Raw genomic sequence first — 18,603 nt, forward strand, 5'->3', positions numbered from 1 at the left:
GAACGATCCGGTTCTGGTTACGGCTCTGGAACTTGTCGGGGGCGCTGCCTATTGTGGTAGCGCCCCTTGATCGTTGTGGAGAGTTTTCCCATGCAAAAATATCTCATCCCCGCCGCTGCCCTGATCGCCCTGACCGGCGGCACAGTCCTGATCGCGCAGGCGCCGATGACCGCGCCCGGCACCAAAGATCCGGCCAAGGTGACAGGCGGCACCTACACCGTCGATCCGGGCCATACCCAGGTGGTTTTCGCGTGGGACCATATGGGTTTCACCAGCAATATGGGGACCATCGCCGAACCGACCGGCACGTTGACCCTGGACAAGGCGAACCCGGCCGCATCCAAAGTGTCCGTCACCTTCACGGTCGCCAATCTGCGCACGGGCGTACCCAAGCTGGACGAGCATCTGATGAAGGCGGATTTCTTTGACGCCGCCAAATTCCCGACCGCGACCTTCGTGTCGACCAGCGTGAAGCCCGATGGCGCGACCGGGGCGGACATCACCGGCAATCTGACGATCAAGGGCGTGACCAAGCCCGTGACGCTGGACGCTGAACTTTATGGCGCGGGCAAGGCTCCGGCGATGGCGGGCGGCAAGGAAAATGTCGGCTTCGTCGCAACCACGACGATCAAGCGCAGCGATTTCGGCATGGCCTATGGCGTGCCGATGGTCGGCGACGCGATCGAACTGAAAATCGTCGCCGCGTTCCAGAAATAAGGCGATCAATCCCCCTCCGTCACCCCGGACTTGCTCCGGGGTCCAGAGCGTCCGGCGCTGTGTGCCGGACCCTGGATCCTGACTTTCGTCAGGATGACGGATCCGGGTTGGGCAATAACCACTGGACGCCCCGCCACAAAAGCGGCTATGCCGTCCCCATCATGCAGAGCGCGACGCTTCTTCCCCTGCTACGACTTACACGCCCTTAGGCGTGGTTTTTGCGCTGCCTTTCGATTATGGGCAGCAACGATACGCCTAAGGGCTTCCTTTTCGCTGATCATCGTTAACCGGGCCGCGCGCCATCGAATAGCCGCGCGCCCGTTCGCAAAAGAAGTAGCTGACCCATGATGTTGACTGATCCATCCCAGAAATATCGCGCCTTCCCACAGATCGACCTGCCCAACCGCCAATGGCCGGGCAATGTCATCACCAGCCCCCCACGCTGGCTCTCGACCGATCTGCGCGATGGCAATCAGGCGCTGATTGACCCGATGAATGCGGAGAAGAAGAGCCGCTTCTTCGACCTGCTGGTAAAAGTCGGCGTCAAGGAGATCGAGGTCGGTTTCCCGTCCGCTGGCGCGACCGAATTCGACTTCATCAGCGCGCTGGTGAAGGATGGGCGCATTCCCGACGATGTGATGGTGCAGGTGCTGACGCAGGCGCGTGAGGATCTGATCGCGACGACGTTCGAAAGCCTGCGCGGCGCGAAGAAGGCGATCGTCCATGTCTATAACGCGGTGTCGCCTGCCTGGCGGCGGATCGTGTTCGGCATGGAGCGCCCGCAAATCAAGGAGATCGCCGTCACCGCTGCCAAGCTGCTGCGCGACAATGCGGCGGCCCAGCCCGATACCGACTGGCATTTTGAATATTCGCCCGAAACCTTCTCCACCGCTGAACTGGATTTCAGCCTGGAATGTTGCGAGGCGGTGATGGACATTTTGATGCCCACGCCTGACAAGCCGCTGATCCTGAACCTGCCCGCGACGGTCGAGTGCGCCACGCCCAACATCTATGCCGACCAGATCGAATGGATGTGCCGCCATATCAGCAAGCGCGACAGTGTCGTCATTTCGCTGCACCCGCATAATGATCGCGGTACTGGCGTTGCAGCGGCGGAACTGGGGCTGATGGCGGGCGCGGACCGTGTCGAAGGCTGTCTGTTCGGCAATGGCGAGCGCACCGGCAATTGCGATCTGGTGACGGTGGCGCTCAACATGTACACGCAGGGGATCAACCCCGGTCTGGACTTCAGCGACATTGACGAGGTCATTCAGACGGTCGAATATTGCAATCAACTGCCCGTCCATCCGCGCCATCCCTATGCCGGCGAACTGGTGTTCACCGCTTTTTCCGGCAGCCACCAGGACGCGATCAAGAAGGGCTTTGCCGCGCAGGAAGCGCGCAACGACCTGATCTGGGACGTGCCCTACCTGCCGATCGACCCCAAGGATCTGGGCCGCGACTATGAGGCGGTGATCCGGGTCAATTCGCAGTCGGGCAAGGGCGGCGTCGCCTGGGTATTGCAGCAGGACAAGGGCTTCAAGCTGCCCAAGCGGATGCAGGCCGATTTCAGCCGCGTGGTGCAGGGCATGGCCGACCAGTCCAGCCGCGAACTCAATGCCGCCGACATCTGGACCGCGTTCCAGGACCATTATCATCTGGGCGGCGAACAGGCCTATCGCCTGATCGACTATCAGGAAGGCGGCGCGGCAGGCGACCGCATCTTCACCGGCAAGATCGCGCACAAGGGCGGCGAACGCTCAATTTCGGGGCGTGGCAACGGCCTGCTGTCGTCCGTGCTGGCCGCGCTGCGCGAGGAACTGGGCGTCGAACTGGAAATCGCCGACTATAGCGAACATGCGATCGGATCGGGCAGCGACGTGAACGCCGCCGCCTATGTCGAATGCCGCACGCCCGACGGGCGCACCGTGTTCGGCGTGGGAACCGACGCCGACGTCGCGACGGCTTCGGTGCAGGCGGTGCTGTCGGCTGCCAACGCGGTGGCGCGGGGGTAATAGCCTCACCGTTCGGGCTGAGCGAAGCGAAGTGCCCTCCCGCTGGTCGGGCGAGCCCTTCGACTTCGCTCAGGGCGAACGGAGGTTGTGTTCTACTTCGCCAACGCCCGCAACACAGTGTCCCATTGCAGCAGCGACTCCCCGATCCCAGCGACCGGCACCCGCTCGTTCAGACCGTGGGCAAAACCATCCTCCGCCTTCATGAACAGGCTGGAGACGCCGTAACTCGGCACCCCCAGCGCGCGGAAATAGAGGCTGTCGGTCGCGCCCGCCGACATGCCGGGCATGACTATGATGTCAGGCGAACGGGCGGTTACCGCGTCGCGCACCACCTTCATGACGTCGGTGCGCAGGGGTGACGCATCGCTGGCCAGCGGATCGCCCAGCGTTTTGACGGTCGCGCCGCTGTCGGCCACCACTTTCACCAGTTCAGCCTTTACAGCCTCAATAGCCACGCCGGGGAAGATGCGACAATTGACCATCACCTTGGCGCTCTGTGGCAGGGCGTTGAGCGCATGGCCCGCCTGCGCCATGGTGGCGACGCACGTGGTGCGGACCTGCCCGACAAATTCCGGCCTGGTCGACAGCAATTCCGCCGCTGCCGCATCGCCCGTTTCGGCATAACGCCGCATCGCCGCGCCAACCTCTCCGCCGATCCGGTTTGCCGACAGCGCCAGCGACGCCCTGGTCAGTTCATTGCGCATTGCAGGAAATTGATAGGCGGCGATCCTGTCGATTGCTTTGGCCAGCCGATAGATGGGATTGCCCGGCGTCGGCGCGCTCGAATGCCCGCCCGGATCGGTGAAGGCGATTTCGAAATCGGCATAGGTCTTCTCGCCAGCCTGCAATTGATAGAGGACCGGCTTCCCCTCCTCATTCAGCAGTCCGCCGCCGCCATCGCCGTTCAGCAGCATTTCCGCTTCCTTATATTGCGCGGCCAGCGCCCTGGTCGTCACCATCGCGGTTTCTTCATCGCCTGACAGCAGCAGGATGACGGTGCGGCGCGGGGTCCAGCCCTGATTTTTCAGTTGCGCCAGCGTCGCGACCATCATCGCGACGTCATATTTATTGTCTTCTGCGCCGCGCCCGAAAATATAGCCATTTTCTTCGACCGGGACGAAGGGGTCGCGGGTCCAGTCCGCCCGATCGGCCGCCACCACATCCATATGGCCGATCATCAGCAGCGGCTTCAATGCGGCGTCGCGGCCCTTGATCGTCGCGGCCAGCGTCGCCGTCTCGCCCATTGGCGTGATGACGACGTCCGCGTCGGCAAAGCCAGCGCTTTTCAGCACCGATGCGTAATAGGCCGCCAGCTTTGGCACCTGCCCCGCCCCCTCGACCGTGCGGAAGGCGACCGAGCGCATCAATATATCCTTCGCCGCCGCCGGGTCAGCCGCCGCCATCGCCCCTTGTGGCAGCATCGCCGCCGCGCCCGCCAACAGCCCCAGTCGCCAGTTCATATATGCCCTTTCAATCCATTTGCCCGGCAATGTGGCATAGTGGTGGGCAGCCGCCAATCTGATCGCATGAAAGAACTCTACGTCCGTTCGCCCTGAGCCTGTCGAGCCGGAGGCGACCGAAGATCAACGAACGTCCTTCTTCTCAAGGCAGAAAGGACGAGGCTTCGACAAGCTCAGCCCGAATGGTTGTTGTGACTGAACGCGAAGGGGGGATGCCAAACCCCCGACCCACCCCGGCAAAAACTAAACCCGGCGCAATTTTTGCTTGCGCGCAATTATATGTCGTCGTCCCATATTGATCGGCCTTAGCCCCGCAGGACGTTCAGCCATGGCCCTACCCTATCGCAGTTTCGGATTTCAGGTACTGGTCGGCATGGTCGCCGGACTGGCGCTGGGCGTTGTCGCCCGCCAGATCGGCGCGGGACCGGATGGCGACCTCAACTGGCTGGCGACCACGCTCCAGACGGTCGGGTCGATCTTCGTTTCCCTGCTGAAAGCCATCGTCCCGCCATTGGTGTTCGCGGCCATGGTCGCGTCGATCGCCAATCTGCGCGCGCTCGACAATGGCGCGCGGCTGGCCGGGCAAACCTTGTTATGGTTCGCCATCACGGCCCTGATCGCGGTCATCATCGGCCTTGCCATCGGCCTGATCGTTCAGCCGGGCGTGGGGCTGAGCACCGCTGCGCTTGCCGCCAAGCAGCCGGACGCCGTGGGCGGCTGGCTCGATTTCCTCAAAGGATTGGTGCCGGGCAACAGTCTGGCGCTCAGCGGCAGCACCTCGGTGGGTGCGGATGGCACGACCAGCACCAGCATCGGCTTCAACATCCTGCAATTGCTGGTCATCGCCATCGCGGTCGGGCTGGCGACGCTGAAGGTCGGGGAAAAGGCGGAGCCATTCCTTGCCTTCGTCCGCTCCCTGCTGGCGGTCGTGCGCGCGCTGCTCGGCTGGGTCATTCGCCTGACGCCGATCGGCTCGGCAGGCCTGATCGGCGCGGCGGTCGCGACCTATGGCTGGGACGCGCTGGCACGGCTGGGTGTGTTTACCGGCGCCATCTATCTGGGTTTGGCGATCGTCCTGCTGATCGTTTACCCCACGCTGCTGATCGCCCATGGCCTGAAACCCCTGCCCTTCTTTGCGAAGGCATGGCCCGCGATCCAGCTGGGGTTCGTCTCCCGCTCCTCGGTCGGCACCATGCCGGTCACCGAAGCCGTGACCGAACGCCTGGGCGTCGACAAAAGCTACGCCGCCTTCGCCATTCCGCTGGCGTCGACCACCAAGATGGATGGCTGCGCGTCGATCTACCCCGCGCTGTCGGCGATCTTCGTCGCGGGCTTTTACGGCATCCCGCTGAGCGCGGTCGATTATGCGCTGATCGCGCTGGTATCGGTGATCGGTTCGGCAGCAACGGCAGGCCTGACCGGCGCGACCGTGATGCTGACGCTGACCCTGTCGACGCTCGGCCTGCCGCTGGAGGGCGCGGGGCTGCTGCTGGCGATCGACCCGATCCTCGACATGGGCCGTACGGCGGTCAACGTCACGGGACAAGTGCTGGTGGGCGTGGTCGTTGCCAAGCGCGAGGGGATTTTGGACGAAAGCGCTTATTATGGCGAGGGGGTTTTGGTGGGGGTTTGAGCGCCCGCCGGTCCGCGCCATGACGATCGCAAGGCAATGAAGCTGCATCACTGCCCTGTCCTGTCGCGTCACCTTGGTCTATAGGCCGTGGCCCGAACGGCAGAAGTGCGACATCAAGGCGGATCAGTGACAGAGTATCAGGTGCATATCATCGGCGGCGGTTTGGCCGGGTCCGAGGCGGCGTGGCAATTGGCGCAGGCGGGGGTGAAGGTGCGCCTGTCGGAAATGCGCGGCGCGGGGGATATGACCCCTGCGCACCAGACCGAGGGGCTGGCGGAGCTGGTCTGTTCCAACAGTTTCCGGTCCGACGATGCCGACAAGAATGCCGTAGGGCTGCTGCATCAGGAAATGCGGCGGCTCGATTCCGTCATCATGGCGCAGGCCGAGCCGGCCAAGGTGCCCGCCGGCTCCGCTCTGGCGGTGGATCGGCACGTCTTTTCGGGCGGCGTGACCCGCGCGCTGGCCGATCATCCCAATGTCGAGATCGTCCGCGAACGGATCGACACGCTGCCCACGTCCGGCATGACCATCGTGGCGACCGGGCCGCTGACCGCGCCTGCGCTGGCGGCCAGCATCGGCCAAGCGGCTGGCATGGAGCATCTGGCCTTTTTCGACGCGATCGCGCCGGTCGTCCATCATGACAGCATCGACATGGATCAGTGCTGGATGGCCAATCGCTGGGACAAGATCGGCCCCGGCGGTGGCGAGGGCAAGGATTATATCAACTGCCCGATGAACCGGGAGCAATATGAGGCTTTCGTCCAGGGGCTGATCGACGGCGAAAAGACCGAGTATAAGGAGTGGGAGGCCAACACCCCCTATTTCGAGGGCTGCATGCCGATCGAGGTGATGGCGTCACGCGGCCCGGAAACGCTGCGCCATGGGCCGATGAAGCCGATGGGGCTGGACAATCCGCGCACCGGGCGCTGGCCCTATGCCGTCGTGCAGTTGCGGCAGGACAATGCCAGCGGGACGTTGTGGAACATGGTCGGGTTCCAGACCAAGCTGAAACATGGCGCGCAGGTGGAACTGTTCCGCACCATACCGGGGCTGGAGAAGGCCGAATTTGCGCGGCTGGGCGGGCTGCATCGCAATACGTTCATCCAGTCGCCCAAGCTGCTCGATCCGACGCTGCGCCTCAAAAGCGCGCCGCATATCCGCTTTGCCGGGCAGATGACGGGGTGCGAGGGCTATGTCGAAAGTGCCGCGATCGGGCTGCTGGCGGGGCGGTTCGCAGCGGCGGAATTGCAGGGCCGCGTCATGACGCCGCCGCCCGCCGACACCGCGCTGGGCGCGCTGCTCGGCCATGTGACGGGCAATGTCGTGAGTGCCGACTATCAGCCGATGAATGTCAATTTCGGCCTGTTTCCAACGCTGGACGAGGTGAAGAAAAAGCAGCGCAAGGAGGCCTACACGGCGCGCGCGCGCGCATCGCTGGGGGCGTGGCTGGGCGAGATGGAGATCGCCTGAACAACAAGGTGCTCCCGCGCAGGCGGAGCCTAGTTCGGAGCGTGGGACTGGGTTCCCGCCTGCGCGGGAACACGAATCAGCATTTGCACTTGGGCTTTGCACTGCGTTTGGGCGCTGTCGCCGCGAACTCCGCCGGGGTGAGCTTGCCATCCTTGTTCCCGTCCGCCGCGCCAAAACGATCGGATGTCGCGACCGCCCACTCCTCGAAAGAGAGGAGATTGTCGCCATCCTTGTCGAGCGCCTTGAACGCCTTGGTCCGGCTGCCCATCATCTCGATCCGGGTGATGACGCCATCGCGATTGCGGTCGTAACGGGCAAAACGCCGCTGCTCGCGGCTTTGCGGGCTGGCCTCGGCCGGCATGGGCGGCGCGTCGCCGATGGCGTCTGGATCGCCCTGCGGCAGGCTCTCGACCGGCGGCGGTGGCGGCGGGGCGAATGCGAGTTGCGGGACCGGCTGGTTGCTCGCTTGCCCCTGCCACCAGAACAGGCCGCCCGCGATCAGCAGCAGCATCGCCATCGCGCCTGCCAGCAATCGCCCCATGCCCTCATTCTCCCCGGCTGCTTCGCCAGCCTATCCTAGCGCCCGAACAGCGCAACCCGCAACAGCCGCAACGCCAAGGCGCGCGGCATGGCGGCGGGCGCGCGGCGTCCGGCCAGCACATCCTGCCGGGCGAGCGTATAGGCGATCCGCAGCGGCTTCCAGGCGCGCGGCCAGTCGGGTGGCGGGTCCGTCACGAATTGCTTGGCCAGCGCCAACGCTTCATCGGCCAGCCGATCATCGCCGACATGGCCCGAAAGATCCCATAATGCCCACACCTGCCCGGCCTGCACCAGCCAGTCGGGGGCGTCCGCCTCCCCCGCCAGGGCGCGGAACAGCCCGCCGCCGCGTCCCACCGCATAGCTGCGCAGGCCCGCCACATCGATTTCCGGCTCCACCACCAATATTTCCCAGCCGTCGATCATCGCGACCAGTCCCGGTGCGGCAGCGGCGCCCGTCGCGCGCATCGCGTCGATCACTGGCTCCCCCTGCCCCTTGATCCCCGACGCATCGTCGATGACGTCATTCCACCATGCCAGCCGCATCTGGCCGATCGTGGGTTCGCGGGTCGATCGCGCGATATGCGCCAGCCGCCCATCATAGGCCCAGATCGCCCGATGCCGCGCCCCGTCCGCCCCCGCATGGGCGCTCAGCAGCGTCGCCAGCGGGGAAAGGCCATCATCAGGCGCGGTAGTTATCGGTCCTTTAACCATCTTCCTCATACACATTCTAACCAGAGTGCCTGCATAGGCGAACAGAATTGCCCCGCCCGGACATGGGGGGTGTTGGGCGCGACATGGGTGATTGCGGACAGATGGGCAAGCAGATCAATCGGACGAACGGGTTTATGGCCCGGTTGGCACATAACGAGGCTGGCAATGTCCTTGCCATCGTTGCCGCGGCGATTTTCCCGCTGGCGGGCCTGATCGGCGGGGGTATCGACGTCAGTCGGCTCTACCTGGCCAAGACCCGCCTTCAGCAGGCATGCGACGCGGGCGCGCTGGCGGGGCGCCGCTCCATGTCAGGCATTACCTGGACGACCGGCACGAACAGCAATGAAGAAACCGCCAAGAATTTCTTCAATCTGAATTTTCCCGCCAACAAATATGGCGCGGGGGCACCCACGATCCACTATGCCGCATCAGACACGGGCGCCGTGACCGGCACCGCGTCCGTCGCGGTGCCCATGACGCTGATGAAATTGTTCGGCTTCAGCAGCCGTACCATTTCGGCTGAATGCACGGCGGATTTGCAACTGCCCAACACAGACGTCATGTTCGTGCTAGACACCACCCTGTCGATGAACGACGTCAACCCCGGCGACAGCGAAAGCCGCATCGCCGTGCTACGCACCGCCGTCCAGAATTTCTACAATGCCCTGCAACAGGTGAAGCCGGCGGGCAGTCATATCCGCTATGGTTTCGTGCCCTATTCCTCGACGGTCAATGTCGGCATGTTGCTCAAGCGCAACTGGATTCAGGACAATCCGGTCTATGATTCCCGCGTGCCGGACGGAACATCGGTTATTCCGGGGTCAACCCAGGGCGGAACCATCACTACCAACACATCTGTCTTGGATAGTGGCGATAAATCGACAGGCACGAAATATCAGGGCTCTTCGGAAACATGCTCCGCGCCTGCGAATTCGCTGAGCGATAGCTACACCCCATGGTCGGCATGGTCGCCGTCCGCCACCGCCCTGCCCCGATCGCGGACGCGCGTCCGGACGCGCGATGGCGTCACCTATTCGGCAGGCCTGAATAAAGGCATCTGCTGGATAACGCCCACCAACTGGAATAACTATATCGAAACCTACACCCAGACGGTGTCAGAAAATCCCAATGCCGGTGACCAGAATGCGGATAAGACAGCCTATCACTGGATTTATCAGCCAGTGACATACCCCGCCGCCGATTTGAAGGGCGCCGGTTCAGGCGATGAACTGGTCAGCGGCGGCTTTTTTACAGCACCAGTATCCAATAATTTCGGCGCGGCTCGAAAAATCAGTTGGACTCAGGCCAACGGCTGCATCGAGGAACGCGCCACCCGTCGCAACAATGAAGGGACTGATGTTCCCCGCTACGACATGGACATCGATCTGATTCCCGATCCGGCCAAGCCTGAAACGCAATGGAAGCCATTCCTTCCTGGGGTTATCTATGGCCGCCGCGCCAGTGGTGCAACCTCGACGTCGGGCTGGGAATATAGCGGTTCGGCGCCGACCTACACCCGCGTCGTCTCGCCCAATTCCACGACCAACTATTACACGCCCAACGGGTCAACCGACCAATATGCCGCCTGTCCGACCTATGCGCGCAAGCTGGCGGAAATCGACTCCTCTACCCTGTCGACCTACATGAACGGGCTGACGACGGCGGGCTTTACCTATCATGATATCGGCATGCTCTGGGGCCTGCGTCTCATGTCACGCGAAGGCTTGTTCGCGGCCGAGCATGCAGCAGCGGAATCGACCGGGCGCTACGCCCGCAACCTCATCTTCATGACCGACGGTGAAACCGACACGCGCATCGGGAGCTATGACGCATGGGGTCTGTCCGCCGTGTCCCGGCGCCGGACATCCACGGCGTCCATCCCAACCGACGCCGATCAGAATGCCATCACGGAAGCTCGTCTCACTGAATTGTGCACGATTGCCAAGACCCAGAAGAATATCACCGTCTGGGTCATCGCCTTCGGCACCAATCTCACGACGCTACTGTCGAACTGCGCATCGCCTGGCCGTGCCTATCAGGCGGACAATGCCGATCAGTTGACGACGACCTTCTCGCAGATCGCGTCGCAGATCGCCCAATTGCGGATCACACGATGAAACACGCTGCCTCGCGATGGCCCGGCAGGGGGCTGCTGCGCGCCCTGCGCCTTGACAAGCGCGGGGTGACGGTCCTGGAATTCGCCTTTGTCGCGCCAGTGCTGATCCTCATCCTGATGTTCCTGTTCGACACTGCCTATTATCTTTATGCGCGGGCGATCCTGAGCGGCGAGGTACAGGCAGCCGGGCGCGCATCGGCGCTGGAAACGGCAACCCAAGCCAATCGCGATGCGCTCGACGGGATCGTGGAAGCGTCGGTAAAGCGCCTCGTGGCGGGCGGCGATTTCAGCTTCTCGCGCATGGCGTACAAATCCTATGGCCGCGCGCAATCGAAGGCCGAAGCCTTTGTCGACGGCAATGGCGACGGCATATGCAACAATAACGAAACCTTCGATGACGCCAACGGCAACAATGTGCGCGATCTGGATTCAGGCGTGACTGGCCAGGGCGGTGCGAAAGACGTGACCATTTATACCGTAACGCTGCGCTACAATCGCATCTTCCCGATGGCCTATCTGCTGGGCTGGTCGCAACAAGTGACCATGGCGTCCAGCACCATCCTGCGCAACCAGCCCTTCGACAAGCAGTCCGAACCCCTCACCGGCAATTGCATATGAAGATCACAGCATGACCGCGATCCTGCCTTCCCCTTCCGCCCTTCGCAACGGATGGCGACATCATGCGCGCAGTCTGCGGCGCAGTGAAAGCGGCATGGCGCTGGTGGAATTCGCCATGGTCCTGCCTTTCCTCATGATCCTGACGACATCGGCGCTGGAGCTGACCAACTATGCCATCACGGTCAAACGGGTCGGCGAACTGGGCGTGATGGTGTCGGACAATGCGTCCCGCATGGGCGCGCAAAGCGCGATCAACGACAAGCCGATCAGCGAAGCGGAAATCAACGATGTGTTCATCGGCGCGGATCTTCAGGCATCGGGCCTGAACCTGGCAGCCAACAGCCGCATCATCCTGTCCAGCCTGCAACTGAACGGCGATGGCGGACAGACGATCAAATGGCAGCGCTGTTTTGGAGCGGTCAACTATGCCTCGGCCTATGGCACGCAGGGCACTGGCGCAACCGGTACATCATTCGCGGGCATGGGACCGACCGGCAAGGAGTTGAAGGCAGCGACCGGAACCGCCGTGATGTTCGTAGAAATCCGATATCGTTACAAAAGGCTGATGCCGTTATTCTGGTTGCCGCTCAATGACATCACCGAAACCTCAGCCTTCAATGTCCGCGACAGCCGCGATCTGACCCAGGTTTACAATTCGGAAAATGTCACAGCCTCGACCTGCTCCTGACGGGCCGTAGCGACTGAAGGAAGAAACGGGCGGCGTTTTTCCGCCGCCCGCACCCTGATATTTATTTGTAGCAGACCTTCTTGGCCGCCGCGACGACGCGGGCCGAGTCGATCAGGGCTGCCTTTTCCAGGTTCGCGGCATAGGGCAGCGGCACGTCTTCGTTCGCGACGCGCAGGACCGGGGCGTCGAGATCGTCAAAGCCCTGCTCCATGACCACGGCGGCGATTTCCGACGCGATCGAGCAGGTCGGCCAGCCTTCTTCCACCACGACAAGGCGGTTGGTCTTTTTCAGGCTTTCCAGCACCGTCGCCGTATCCAGCGGGCGCAGCGTGCGCAGGTCGATGACCTCCGCATCGATACCCTCTGCCGCCAGCGTTTCGGCGGCTTCGAGGGCAAGGCCAACGCCAATCGAATAGCTGACCAGCGTGACGTCGCTGCCCGGCCGCATGATCCGTGCCTTGCCGATCGGCAGGACATAGTCATCGATCTTGGGCACGTCGAAGCTGCGACCGTAGAGCAGTTCGTTTTCAAGGAACACGACCGGGTCCTGGCTGCGGATCGCGGCCTTGAGCAGCCCCTTGGCATCGGCAGCGTCATAAGGGGCGATGACGATCAGGCCGGGGACGGCGGCATACCAGGGGCCGTAATTCTGGCTATGCTGCGCGCCCACGCGGCTGGCCGCGCCATTGGGACCACGAAACACGATCGGGCAACGCATCTGGCCGCCGGACATATAATTGGTCTTGGCCGCCGAGTTGATGATGTGGTCGATCGCCTGCATGGCGAAGTTGAACGTCATGAATTCCACGACCGGGCGCAAACCGCCCATCGCCGCGCCCGTGCCGATGCCGGCAAAGCCATATTCGGTGATCGGCGTGTCGATGACCCGCTTGGCGCCGAACTCGTCGAGCAGCCCCTGCGTTACCTTATAGGCACCCTGATATTCGGCGACTTCCTCACCGATCACGAACACGCGCTCATCGGCACGCATTTCCTCGGCCATGGCGTCGCGCAGCGCTTCGCGGACCGTGGTTTTCACGAACTCGGTGCCTTCGGGGATGGCGGGGTCCTGAACCGACGCCTTGACGTTGCTGGCCAGCTTGGACGTGCCGCTCTCGGCCTTCTTCGGCGCTTCGGACGCGGCCTCTGTTTTAGGCGCTTCCTTGGCTTCCGCCTTGGGTGCGGGCGCAGCGTCCTCGCCGCCCTCGCCCGCCATCTCGGCGATCACGGTGCCGACCTTCACGCCTTCGGTGCCCTCGGCAATCATGATCTTGCCGATCTTGCCTTCGTCGACCGCCTCGAATTCCATCATCGCCTTGTCGGTTTCGATTTCGGCCAGAATGTCGCCCGAACGGACCTCATCACCTTCCTTGACCAGCCATTTGGCCAGCGTGCCCTCTTCCATCGTCGGCGAGAGCGCCGGCATCTTGATTGCGATACCCATTAATATTGCTCCACCAGCACGTCTGTATAGAGTTCAGCCATCTCCGGCTCAGGCGACGTTTCAGCAAAATCAGCCGCTTCGCTGACGATCTTGCGAATGTCCTGATCGATCTTCTTGAGTTCGTCCTCACCCACGCCTTGCGCGGAGAGATAGGCTTTGACGCCCTCGATCGGGTCGGACTTGTCGCGCATCGCCTGGACTTCCTCACGCGAGCGATATTTGGCCGGGTCGGACATGGAGTGGCCGCGATAGCGGTAGGTTTTCATTTCCAGCAGGATGGGGCCATTACCGCCCTGCACCCATTTGAGCGCTTCCTCGGTCGCGCCGCGCACGGCCAGCACGTCCATGCCGTTGACCTGGATACCGGGAATGCGGAAGCTTTCGCCCCGGCGATAGAGCTGGTCCTCGGCCGACGAGCGGTTGACGCTGGTGCCCATGGCGTACTGATTATTTTCGATGACGAAAATGATCGGCAGCTTCCACAGTTCGGCCATGTTGAAGGATTCATAGACCTGGCCCTGGTTGGCCGCGCCGTCGCCGAAATAGGCGACGCACACGCCGCCATCGCCATTATATTTGTGCGCAAAGCCCAGCCCTGCGCCCAGCGACACCTGCGCACCGACAATGCCATGTCCGCCGTAAAATTTATGTTCGACGCTGAACATGTGCATCGAACCGCCCTTGCCGCGGGAAATGCCCGCTTCACGGCCGGTCAGTTCTGCCATGATGACATTGGGGTCGATACCATAGGCCAGCATGTGGCCATGGTCGCGATAGCCGGTGATGACGCTGTCCTTGCCGGGCTTGAGCGCCGACTGGATGCCGACGGCGACCGCTTCCTGGCCGATGTAAAGATGACAGAAGCCACCGATAAGGCCCAGGCCGTAAAGCTGGCCGGCTTTTTCTTCAAACCGGCGGATGAGGACCATCTGTCGGTAGAATTCCAGCAACTCTTCCTTGGATGCCTTGTAATCAGTGGGAGTTTCAGGGCGAGGCCGGTTATGGTCCGCGCCGGCGGCGGGTGCAGCCGCCTTTGCCGTTGCGCGTGAAGGACGCGGCGTCGTTGGTTTCGCCAAGGCTCTTATCCTTTTGCGTGGGGTAGGATGGAAGGAAGTCCGATATAGCGGGAGTGCTGGAGATATTGCAACGACGAAGCCCCTGAATCCGGGCCAGATCAATAAGAATTCCGCAAACTTCACCCCATCTGCGAAGTTTGCAAAGCCAAGATCAATCCGTCCGCAGTAAAATTGCGGCTACGGCGATTTCTACGCAAAAACCTTACGTTTTCCTTGAAGGCGGCTCAGTTGAGCGGAACGATCACTTCGTCATGGTGGATGACGCCGAGCTGGCGACGGATCAGTTCATCGGCCAGATCGGGATCGACACGGCGCGGATCGAGCGCCTCGACGCGATTGCGCAATTCGGCGCGCGTCGCCTGCGTGCTTTTCAGTTCGGCCTTGGCCGCGCGCAACTGACGCGAATAATCGCCCCACGCCAGCACCCCGTTCGACCCCAGCACGACATAGAGGGCAAAGACGAGCAGCAGCAGCAGCGCGACCGCCGGACCAAAGGCCGAGAAAAGAAGGGAACGAAGCTTCGCGATATGCGCCATGACCAAGATGAATCACAGGGAGAGACTGGCCGCAAGTAAAAAATGGTTAACTTGCGGCCAACCGAATCCCGACAGTTTTAGCGGAAGATGGAGCGGCCCGCATAGACGGCGATGTCGCCCAGTTCTTCCTCGATACGGATGAGCTGATTATATTTGGCAAGCCGGTCGGAACGCGCCAGCGAACCCGTCTTGATCTGACCGCAATTGGTGGCGACGGCGAGGTCCGCGATGGTCGCGTCCTCGGTCTCGCCCGACCGATGCGACATGACGGCGGTGTAGCGCGCGCGATGGGCCATATCGACGGCCGCCAGCGTCTCGGTCAGCGTGCCGATCTGGTTGACCTTGACCAGCAACGAGTTGGCCAGCCCCATGTCGATGCCCATGGCCAGACGCTTGGGATTGGTGACGAACAGGTCGTCGCCGACCAGCTGGACCGAACCACCGATCTTGTCGGTCAACGCCTTCCAGCCTTCGAAATCATCCTCGCTCATGCCATCCTCGATCGACTTGATCGGATAGTCGGCACACAGGGCGGCAAGATAATCGGCCATTTCGACCGGGCTGAGCGACAGGCCTTCGCCCGAAATCTCATATTTGCCGTTCTTGAAAAATTCGGTCGCGGCGCAATCGAGCGCCAGCACGACATCGTCGCCCGGCTTGTAGCCCGCCTTTTCGACCGACAGCATGATGAAATCCAGCGCATCGCGGGTAGAGGCGATGTTGGGGGCAAAGCCGCCCTCGTCGCCCACCGACGTCGCCAGCCCCTTGTCATGCAGGCCTTTTTTCAGCGTGTGGAAGATTTCCGACCCGATCCGCACGGCGTCGGCGATGCTTTCCGCGCCGACCGGCATGATCATGAATTCCTGAAAGTCGATCGGATTGTCGGCATGTTCGCCGCCGTTGATGATGTTCATCATCGGCACCGGCAGGACATGCGACGACACGCCGCCGACATAGCGGTAGAGCGGCAGGCCGCGCGCATCGGCAGCCGCTTTCGCCACCGCCAGGCTGACGCCCAGGATCGCGTTGGCGCCAAGGTTCGACTTGTTGTCGGTGCCGTCCAGCTCGATCATCGCGGCGTCGACTTCGCCCTGATCTTCCGCGTCCAGGCCGATCAGTTGTTCGGCGATCGTGTCATTGACGGCGGCAACCGCCTGCAGCACGCCCTTGCCCATATAGCGGCTCTTGTCGCCGTCGCGCTTTTCCACCGCTTCATAGGCGCCGGTCGATGCACCGGACGGGACGGCGGCGCGGCCAAAGCTGCCATCTTCAAGGGTGACGTCGACTTCGACGGTGGGGTTGCCCCGGCTGTCGAAAATCTGGCGGGCGTGAATGTCGAGAATGGCGGTCATGGTCGCTCCCTGAAATATGGCCTGCGCTGCGGCAGGACGCCTATTTTCGCGCTCCGCTTAGCCAGCGCCCCCGTGCTTGGCAATGCAGAGGGGCTTGCATGGGCGGAAAAAATGCCGATGGTCGAAATTGGAACGGCTACGGAACTGTGAGCGACCGCAAAGCATTTGACCCAAGTATCATTTGCCGCGGCGCGCGCCCCAGCCGCGCAACCGAAAGGGAGACTTAGGACCATGGCCGACACGCCCGACACCCCGCCCGCCAAGACAGCGCCGAAAAAGTCGGTCGGCAGGCCGCGCAAGGCCAAGCCGGTCGAGGCCACCGCAGCCAGCGCCCCCGTGGTCAAGGCAACGCCAGTGCGCAAGACGCCCGTGCGCAAGGTAGCGGCCGCAAAGGCAACGACCGCAAAGGCGACCACCAGCGCGAAGGCCACGAAGAAGCCCGGCAACGGCGCATCATCGACCGGCTGGTCGGCGCAGATCGCGCCCATCAAGGCGAAGGCGGAACAGGCGGCCAAGTCCGCCACCGACGCGCTGGGCGCTGTCGACTGGAAGTCGCATATCGACCCGATCAAGGAACAGGCAGGCAAGACCGCCAAGTCGGCTGCTGGCGTCGCCAAGGAAAAGACCGGCACGGCGATGCAGAGCCTGGCCAAGCTGATTTCCGATACGGCAGGCACGGTCGATGCAAAGCTAGGCCCGCAATATGGCGATTATGCCCGGCAGGCGGCCGAATCGGTTGCCGGCGCGGCGGACACGCTGGACAGCAAGGATGTCGACCAGTTGATGAGCGAAGCGCGCGATTTCGTGCGTAAAAGCCCGGCTGTCGCCATCGGCGCGGCGGCGGTGGTCGGCTTCGTGTTGATGCGTCTGGCCAAGGGTTCGGACAGCGACACCTGACATCTGCGCAAAGGCCCCGGCGAACGGGGCGGAGGAAGATTTGACAGACAAGCCAGCGGAAACGGCGGTCACGCCGCAAGCCGACGGGCATGAGGACGGCGCGCCCGACGAATCGGTGCGTGATGTCTTTGCCCGTCTCTATGCCGATGGCCGTGCTTATGCAGCGGCGGAAGCGGACAAGCAGAAGGCGCGCGCCGGCCTTATCGGGGCAGGCGTGCGCGATGCCGCGATCTTTGCCGTGGTAGCGATCATGCTGATATTCGCCACGCTGGTGGCATTCCTGATCGGGCTGATCATCGCGCTATCGCCACAGCTTGGCCCGCTTTGGGCGACCTTCGCGGTGCTGGGCGCCAGCCTGCTGGTCACGACCGGGCTTTTGCTGATAGCAAAGGCACGGATCTCCCGGATGAAGAAGGCGATTACCCCATGAGTGGTCCGTTGCAATATCGTGAGGCTGTCGCGCGGGCCGAGGCCGCAAAACAAAGCCTGATTTCCAGCGCTCAGGCTGCCAAAGCGCGGGTAACGCCCGCCCGGTTGAAGCAGGACGCCACGACCAAGGTGGTGGATGTTGCGATGGACGGCATGGCCTATGCCGCCGCCACGGCACGCCAGCGGCCAGCCATGGTCGGGGCGGCGGGCGCGGCCATCCTCCTCTTCCTTGTCCGTCGCCCGCTCGCGGCACTTTTCGGGCGGCTGTACGTTGGACATACCGACACGAACCCCGACCATTCGGAGACTGAAAATGGCTGATATTCGCGCCCAACTGAGCCGCGTTCGCGAAGCGGCAAATTATGTCGCGGCAAGCGCGACGGACAAGATCAAGGATGGCACCGGAAAGGCCCGCGAAGGCGCAGGCGAGCTGATCCAGACCAGCCGGGATAAAGCGAGCGAAGCCTATGGCGACGCGCGCGACCGTACGCAGAAAATCGCAACGCGCGCCAACCAGATCGTGCAGGAGCATCCGGTCGTGGCCGTCGCTGGCGCCGTCGCGGCGGGCGCGCTGGTCGCATGGATGTTCCCCAAGAGCCGGGCTGCAATGAAAGCGCTGCCGGGCATTGCCAGCGCCGCTGGTGCGCGCGTGGTCGAGGCAGCGCTTGCTGCCCGATCGGCCGCGACCGACGGCGCGGAATCGATCAAGCAGAGCGCAAGCGATCTGGCCGCCACGGCGCGCAAGACGGCAGCGTCGAGCGATCTGCCGGGCAAGGCTACGCACATCACCGAAGATGTCGTGGCCCTCGTCAACGCCAAGGTTGACGCGCTGGCCGATGCGATAAAGGCGCGATTGCCGAAAAACTAATCGCGCCGGCAGCAAAAGCACGCAATTGCCCCC

18 protein-coding genes are annotated in these 18,603 nt (G+C 62.8%); 11 read left to right on the forward strand and 7 right to left on the reverse strand.

The window, feature by feature from the left end:
- Window positions 1-90 precede the first annotated feature (90 nt).
- Both IWY39_RS04420 and leuA read left to right on the forward strand, forming a co-directional pair.
- Entirely contained in the window at window positions 91-717 is a 627-nt protein-coding gene (locus tag IWY39_RS04420) for a YceI family protein (RefSeq protein WP_017184661.1), read from the forward strand.
- 344 nt (window positions 718-1,061) lie between these two features.
- Entirely contained in the window at window positions 1,062-2,732 is a 1,671-nt protein-coding gene (leuA, locus tag IWY39_RS04425) for a 2-isopropylmalate synthase (RefSeq protein ID WP_019052555.1), read from the forward strand.
- A gap of 92 nt (window positions 2,733-2,824) precedes the next feature.
- Here leuA and IWY39_RS04430 read toward each other — a convergent pair whose 3' ends face one another.
- Entirely contained in the window at window positions 2,825-4,192 is a 1,368-nt protein-coding gene (locus tag IWY39_RS04430; protein WP_107125059.1) for a M20/M25/M40 family metallo-hydrolase, read from the reverse strand.
- Window positions 4,193-4,520: 328 nt separating this feature from the next.
- On the opposite strand from IWY39_RS04430, the gene IWY39_RS04435 reads away from it, so the two are divergent.
- Window positions 4,521-5,825, forward strand: coding sequence for a dicarboxylate/amino acid:cation symporter (locus IWY39_RS04435; RefSeq protein WP_107125058.1), 1,305 nt, complete (start codon window positions 4,521-4,523; stop codon window positions 5,823-5,825).
- Window positions 5,826-5,951: 126 nt separating this feature from the next.
- Window positions 5,952-7,295 carry a methylenetetrahydrofolate--tRNA-(uracil(54)-C(5))-methyltransferase (FADH(2)-oxidizing) TrmFO gene (gene trmFO, locus IWY39_RS04440; protein WP_026149581.1) on the forward strand — a complete coding sequence of 448 codons (1,344 nt, stop codon included), beginning with the start codon at window positions 5,952-5,954 and terminating at the stop codon, window positions 7,293-7,295.
- Window positions 7,296-7,371: 76 nt separating this feature from the next.
- Here trmFO and IWY39_RS04445 read toward each other — a convergent pair whose 3' ends face one another.
- Window positions 7,372-7,836, reverse strand: a complete 465-nt coding sequence (locus IWY39_RS04445) for an EF-hand domain-containing protein (RefSeq protein ID WP_107125057.1) — start codon at window positions 7,834-7,836, stop codon at window positions 7,372-7,374.
- A 35-nt stretch (window positions 7,837-7,871) separates the two neighbouring features.
- Window positions 7,872-8,546, reverse strand: coding sequence for a hypothetical protein (locus tag IWY39_RS04450; protein WP_107125056.1), 675 nt, complete (start codon window positions 8,544-8,546; stop codon window positions 7,872-7,874).
- Window positions 8,547-8,629: 83 nt separating this feature from the next.
- On the opposite strand from IWY39_RS04450, the gene IWY39_RS04455 reads away from it, so the two are divergent.
- Genes IWY39_RS04455 through IWY39_RS04465 form a run of 3 tightly spaced genes read left to right on the forward strand, consistent with a single transcriptional unit; the run spans window position 8,630 to window position 11,968 of the window.
- The gene (locus tag IWY39_RS04455; protein ID WP_107125055.1) at window positions 8,630-10,663 is read left to right on the forward strand and encodes a TadE/TadG family type IV pilus assembly protein; all 2,034 of its coding nucleotides are present in this window, start codon (window positions 8,630-8,632) and stop codon (window positions 10,661-10,663) included.
- The gene (locus tag IWY39_RS04460; protein WP_107125054.1) at window positions 10,660-11,280 is read left to right on the forward strand and encodes a TadE/TadG family type IV pilus assembly protein; all 621 of its coding nucleotides are present in this window, start codon (window positions 10,660-10,662) and stop codon (window positions 11,278-11,280) included. The genes IWY39_RS04455 and IWY39_RS04460 overlap by 4 nt, the downstream gene beginning before the upstream one ends.
- A 10-nt stretch (window positions 11,281-11,290) precedes the next feature.
- Entirely contained in the window at window positions 11,291-11,968 is a 678-nt protein-coding gene (locus IWY39_RS04465) for a TadE/TadG family type IV pilus assembly protein (RefSeq protein WP_107125053.1), read from the forward strand.
- A 61-nt stretch (window positions 11,969-12,029) separates the two neighbouring features.
- Here IWY39_RS04465 and IWY39_RS04470 read toward each other — a convergent pair whose 3' ends face one another.
- The 4 genes from IWY39_RS04470 to eno form a co-directional block, all read right to left on the reverse strand.
- Window positions 12,030-13,412: a pyruvate dehydrogenase complex E1 component subunit beta gene (locus IWY39_RS04470; protein WP_107125052.1), complete on the reverse strand. Its 1,383-nt coding sequence runs from the start codon at window positions 13,410-13,412 to the stop codon at window positions 12,030-12,032.
- Window positions 13,412-14,488 carry a pyruvate dehydrogenase (acetyl-transferring) E1 component subunit alpha gene (pdhA, locus tag IWY39_RS04475; protein ID WP_026002681.1) on the reverse strand — a complete coding sequence of 359 codons (1,077 nt, stop codon included), beginning with the start codon at window positions 14,486-14,488 and terminating at the stop codon, window positions 13,412-13,414. Before pdhA ends, IWY39_RS04470 begins: the two co-directional genes overlap by 1 nt.
- 224 nt (window positions 14,489-14,712) lie before the next feature.
- Window positions 14,713-15,024: an FtsB family cell division protein gene (locus tag IWY39_RS04480; protein WP_017184673.1), complete on the reverse strand. Its 312-nt coding sequence runs from the start codon at window positions 15,022-15,024 to the stop codon at window positions 14,713-14,715.
- Window positions 15,025-15,101: 77 nt separating this feature from the next.
- Window positions 15,102-16,376 (reverse strand): phosphopyruvate hydratase, encoded by a 1,275-nt coding sequence (gene eno, locus IWY39_RS04485; RefSeq protein WP_017184674.1) that lies wholly within the window; start codon window positions 16,374-16,376, stop codon window positions 15,102-15,104.
- Window positions 16,377-16,607: 231 nt separating this feature from the next.
- Between eno and IWY39_RS04490 the strand changes: the two genes are divergently transcribed.
- From IWY39_RS04490 to IWY39_RS04505, 4 genes are read left to right on the forward strand one after another with little or no spacing between them, the layout of a single operon-like run.
- Window positions 16,608-17,273: a hypothetical protein gene (locus tag IWY39_RS04490; protein ID WP_107125051.1), complete on the forward strand. Its 666-nt coding sequence runs from the start codon at window positions 16,608-16,610 to the stop codon at window positions 17,271-17,273.
- A gap of 40 nt (window positions 17,274-17,313) precedes the next feature.
- Complete coding sequence (locus tag IWY39_RS04495; protein WP_107125050.1) at window positions 17,314-17,703, forward strand: phage holin family protein; 390 nt, start codon at window positions 17,314-17,316, stop codon at window positions 17,701-17,703.
- Complete coding sequence (locus tag IWY39_RS04500; protein WP_107125049.1) at window positions 17,700-18,023, forward strand: hypothetical protein; 324 nt, start codon at window positions 17,700-17,702, stop codon at window positions 18,021-18,023. The genes IWY39_RS04495 and IWY39_RS04500 overlap by 4 nt, the downstream gene beginning before the upstream one ends.
- Complete coding sequence (locus IWY39_RS04505) at window positions 18,016-18,570, forward strand: DUF883 family protein (protein WP_107125048.1); 555 nt, start codon at window positions 18,016-18,018, stop codon at window positions 18,568-18,570. Before IWY39_RS04500 ends, IWY39_RS04505 begins: the two co-directional genes overlap by 8 nt.
- The last annotated feature ends 33 nt before the right edge of the window (window positions 18,571-18,603 follow it).

Source organism: Sphingobium sp. JAI105 (genome assembly GCF_015752145.1).
GTDB lineage: Bacteria > Pseudomonadota > Alphaproteobacteria > Sphingomonadales > Sphingomonadaceae > Sphingobium > Sphingobium xenophagum.

What these genes read in the sequence shown, in the direction of transcription:
- IWY39_RS04430 (WP_107125059.1), bottom strand. Translation starts at nt 4,192, where the DNA reads ATGAACTGGCGACTGGGGCTGTTGGCGGGCGCGGCGGCGATGCTGCCA.
- IWY39_RS04470 (WP_107125052.1), bottom strand. Translation starts at nt 13,412, where the DNA reads ATGGGTATCGCAATCAAGATGCCGGCGCTCTCGCCGACGATGGAAGAG.
- IWY39_RS04435 (WP_107125058.1), top strand. Translation starts at nt 4,521, where the DNA reads ATGGCCCTACCCTATCGCAGTTTCGGATTTCAGGTACTGGTCGGCATG.
- IWY39_RS04450 (WP_107125056.1), bottom strand. Translation starts at nt 8,546, where the DNA reads ATGGTTAAAGGACCGATAACTACCGCGCCTGATGATGGCCTTTCCCCG.
- IWY39_RS04445 (WP_107125057.1), bottom strand. Translation starts at nt 7,836, where the DNA reads ATGGGGCGATTGCTGGCAGGCGCGATGGCGATGCTGCTGCTGATCGCG.
- IWY39_RS04455 (WP_107125055.1), top strand. Translation starts at nt 8,630, where the DNA reads ATGGGTGATTGCGGACAGATGGGCAAGCAGATCAATCGGACGAACGGG.
- eno (WP_017184674.1), bottom strand. Translation starts at nt 16,376, where the DNA reads ATGACCGCCATTCTCGACATTCACGCCCGCCAGATTTTCGACAGCCGG.
- IWY39_RS04500 (WP_107125049.1), top strand. Translation starts at nt 17,700, where the DNA reads ATGAGTGGTCCGTTGCAATATCGTGAGGCTGTCGCGCGGGCCGAGGCC.
- IWY39_RS04490 (WP_107125051.1), top strand. Translation starts at nt 16,608, where the DNA reads ATGGCCGACACGCCCGACACCCCGCCCGCCAAGACAGCGCCGAAAAAG.
- IWY39_RS04460 (WP_107125054.1), top strand. Translation starts at nt 10,660, where the DNA reads ATGAAACACGCTGCCTCGCGATGGCCCGGCAGGGGGCTGCTGCGCGCC.
- IWY39_RS04505 (WP_107125048.1), top strand. Translation starts at nt 18,016, where the DNA reads ATGGCTGATATTCGCGCCCAACTGAGCCGCGTTCGCGAAGCGGCAAAT.
- IWY39_RS04465 (WP_107125053.1), top strand. Translation starts at nt 11,291, where the DNA reads ATGACCGCGATCCTGCCTTCCCCTTCCGCCCTTCGCAACGGATGGCGA.
- IWY39_RS04480 (WP_017184673.1), bottom strand. Translation starts at nt 15,024, where the DNA reads ATGGCGCATATCGCGAAGCTTCGTTCCCTTCTTTTCTCGGCCTTTGGT.
- IWY39_RS04420 (WP_017184661.1), top strand. Translation starts at nt 91, where the DNA reads ATGCAAAAATATCTCATCCCCGCCGCTGCCCTGATCGCCCTGACCGGC.
- leuA (WP_019052555.1), top strand. Translation starts at nt 1,062, where the DNA reads ATGATGTTGACTGATCCATCCCAGAAATATCGCGCCTTCCCACAGATC.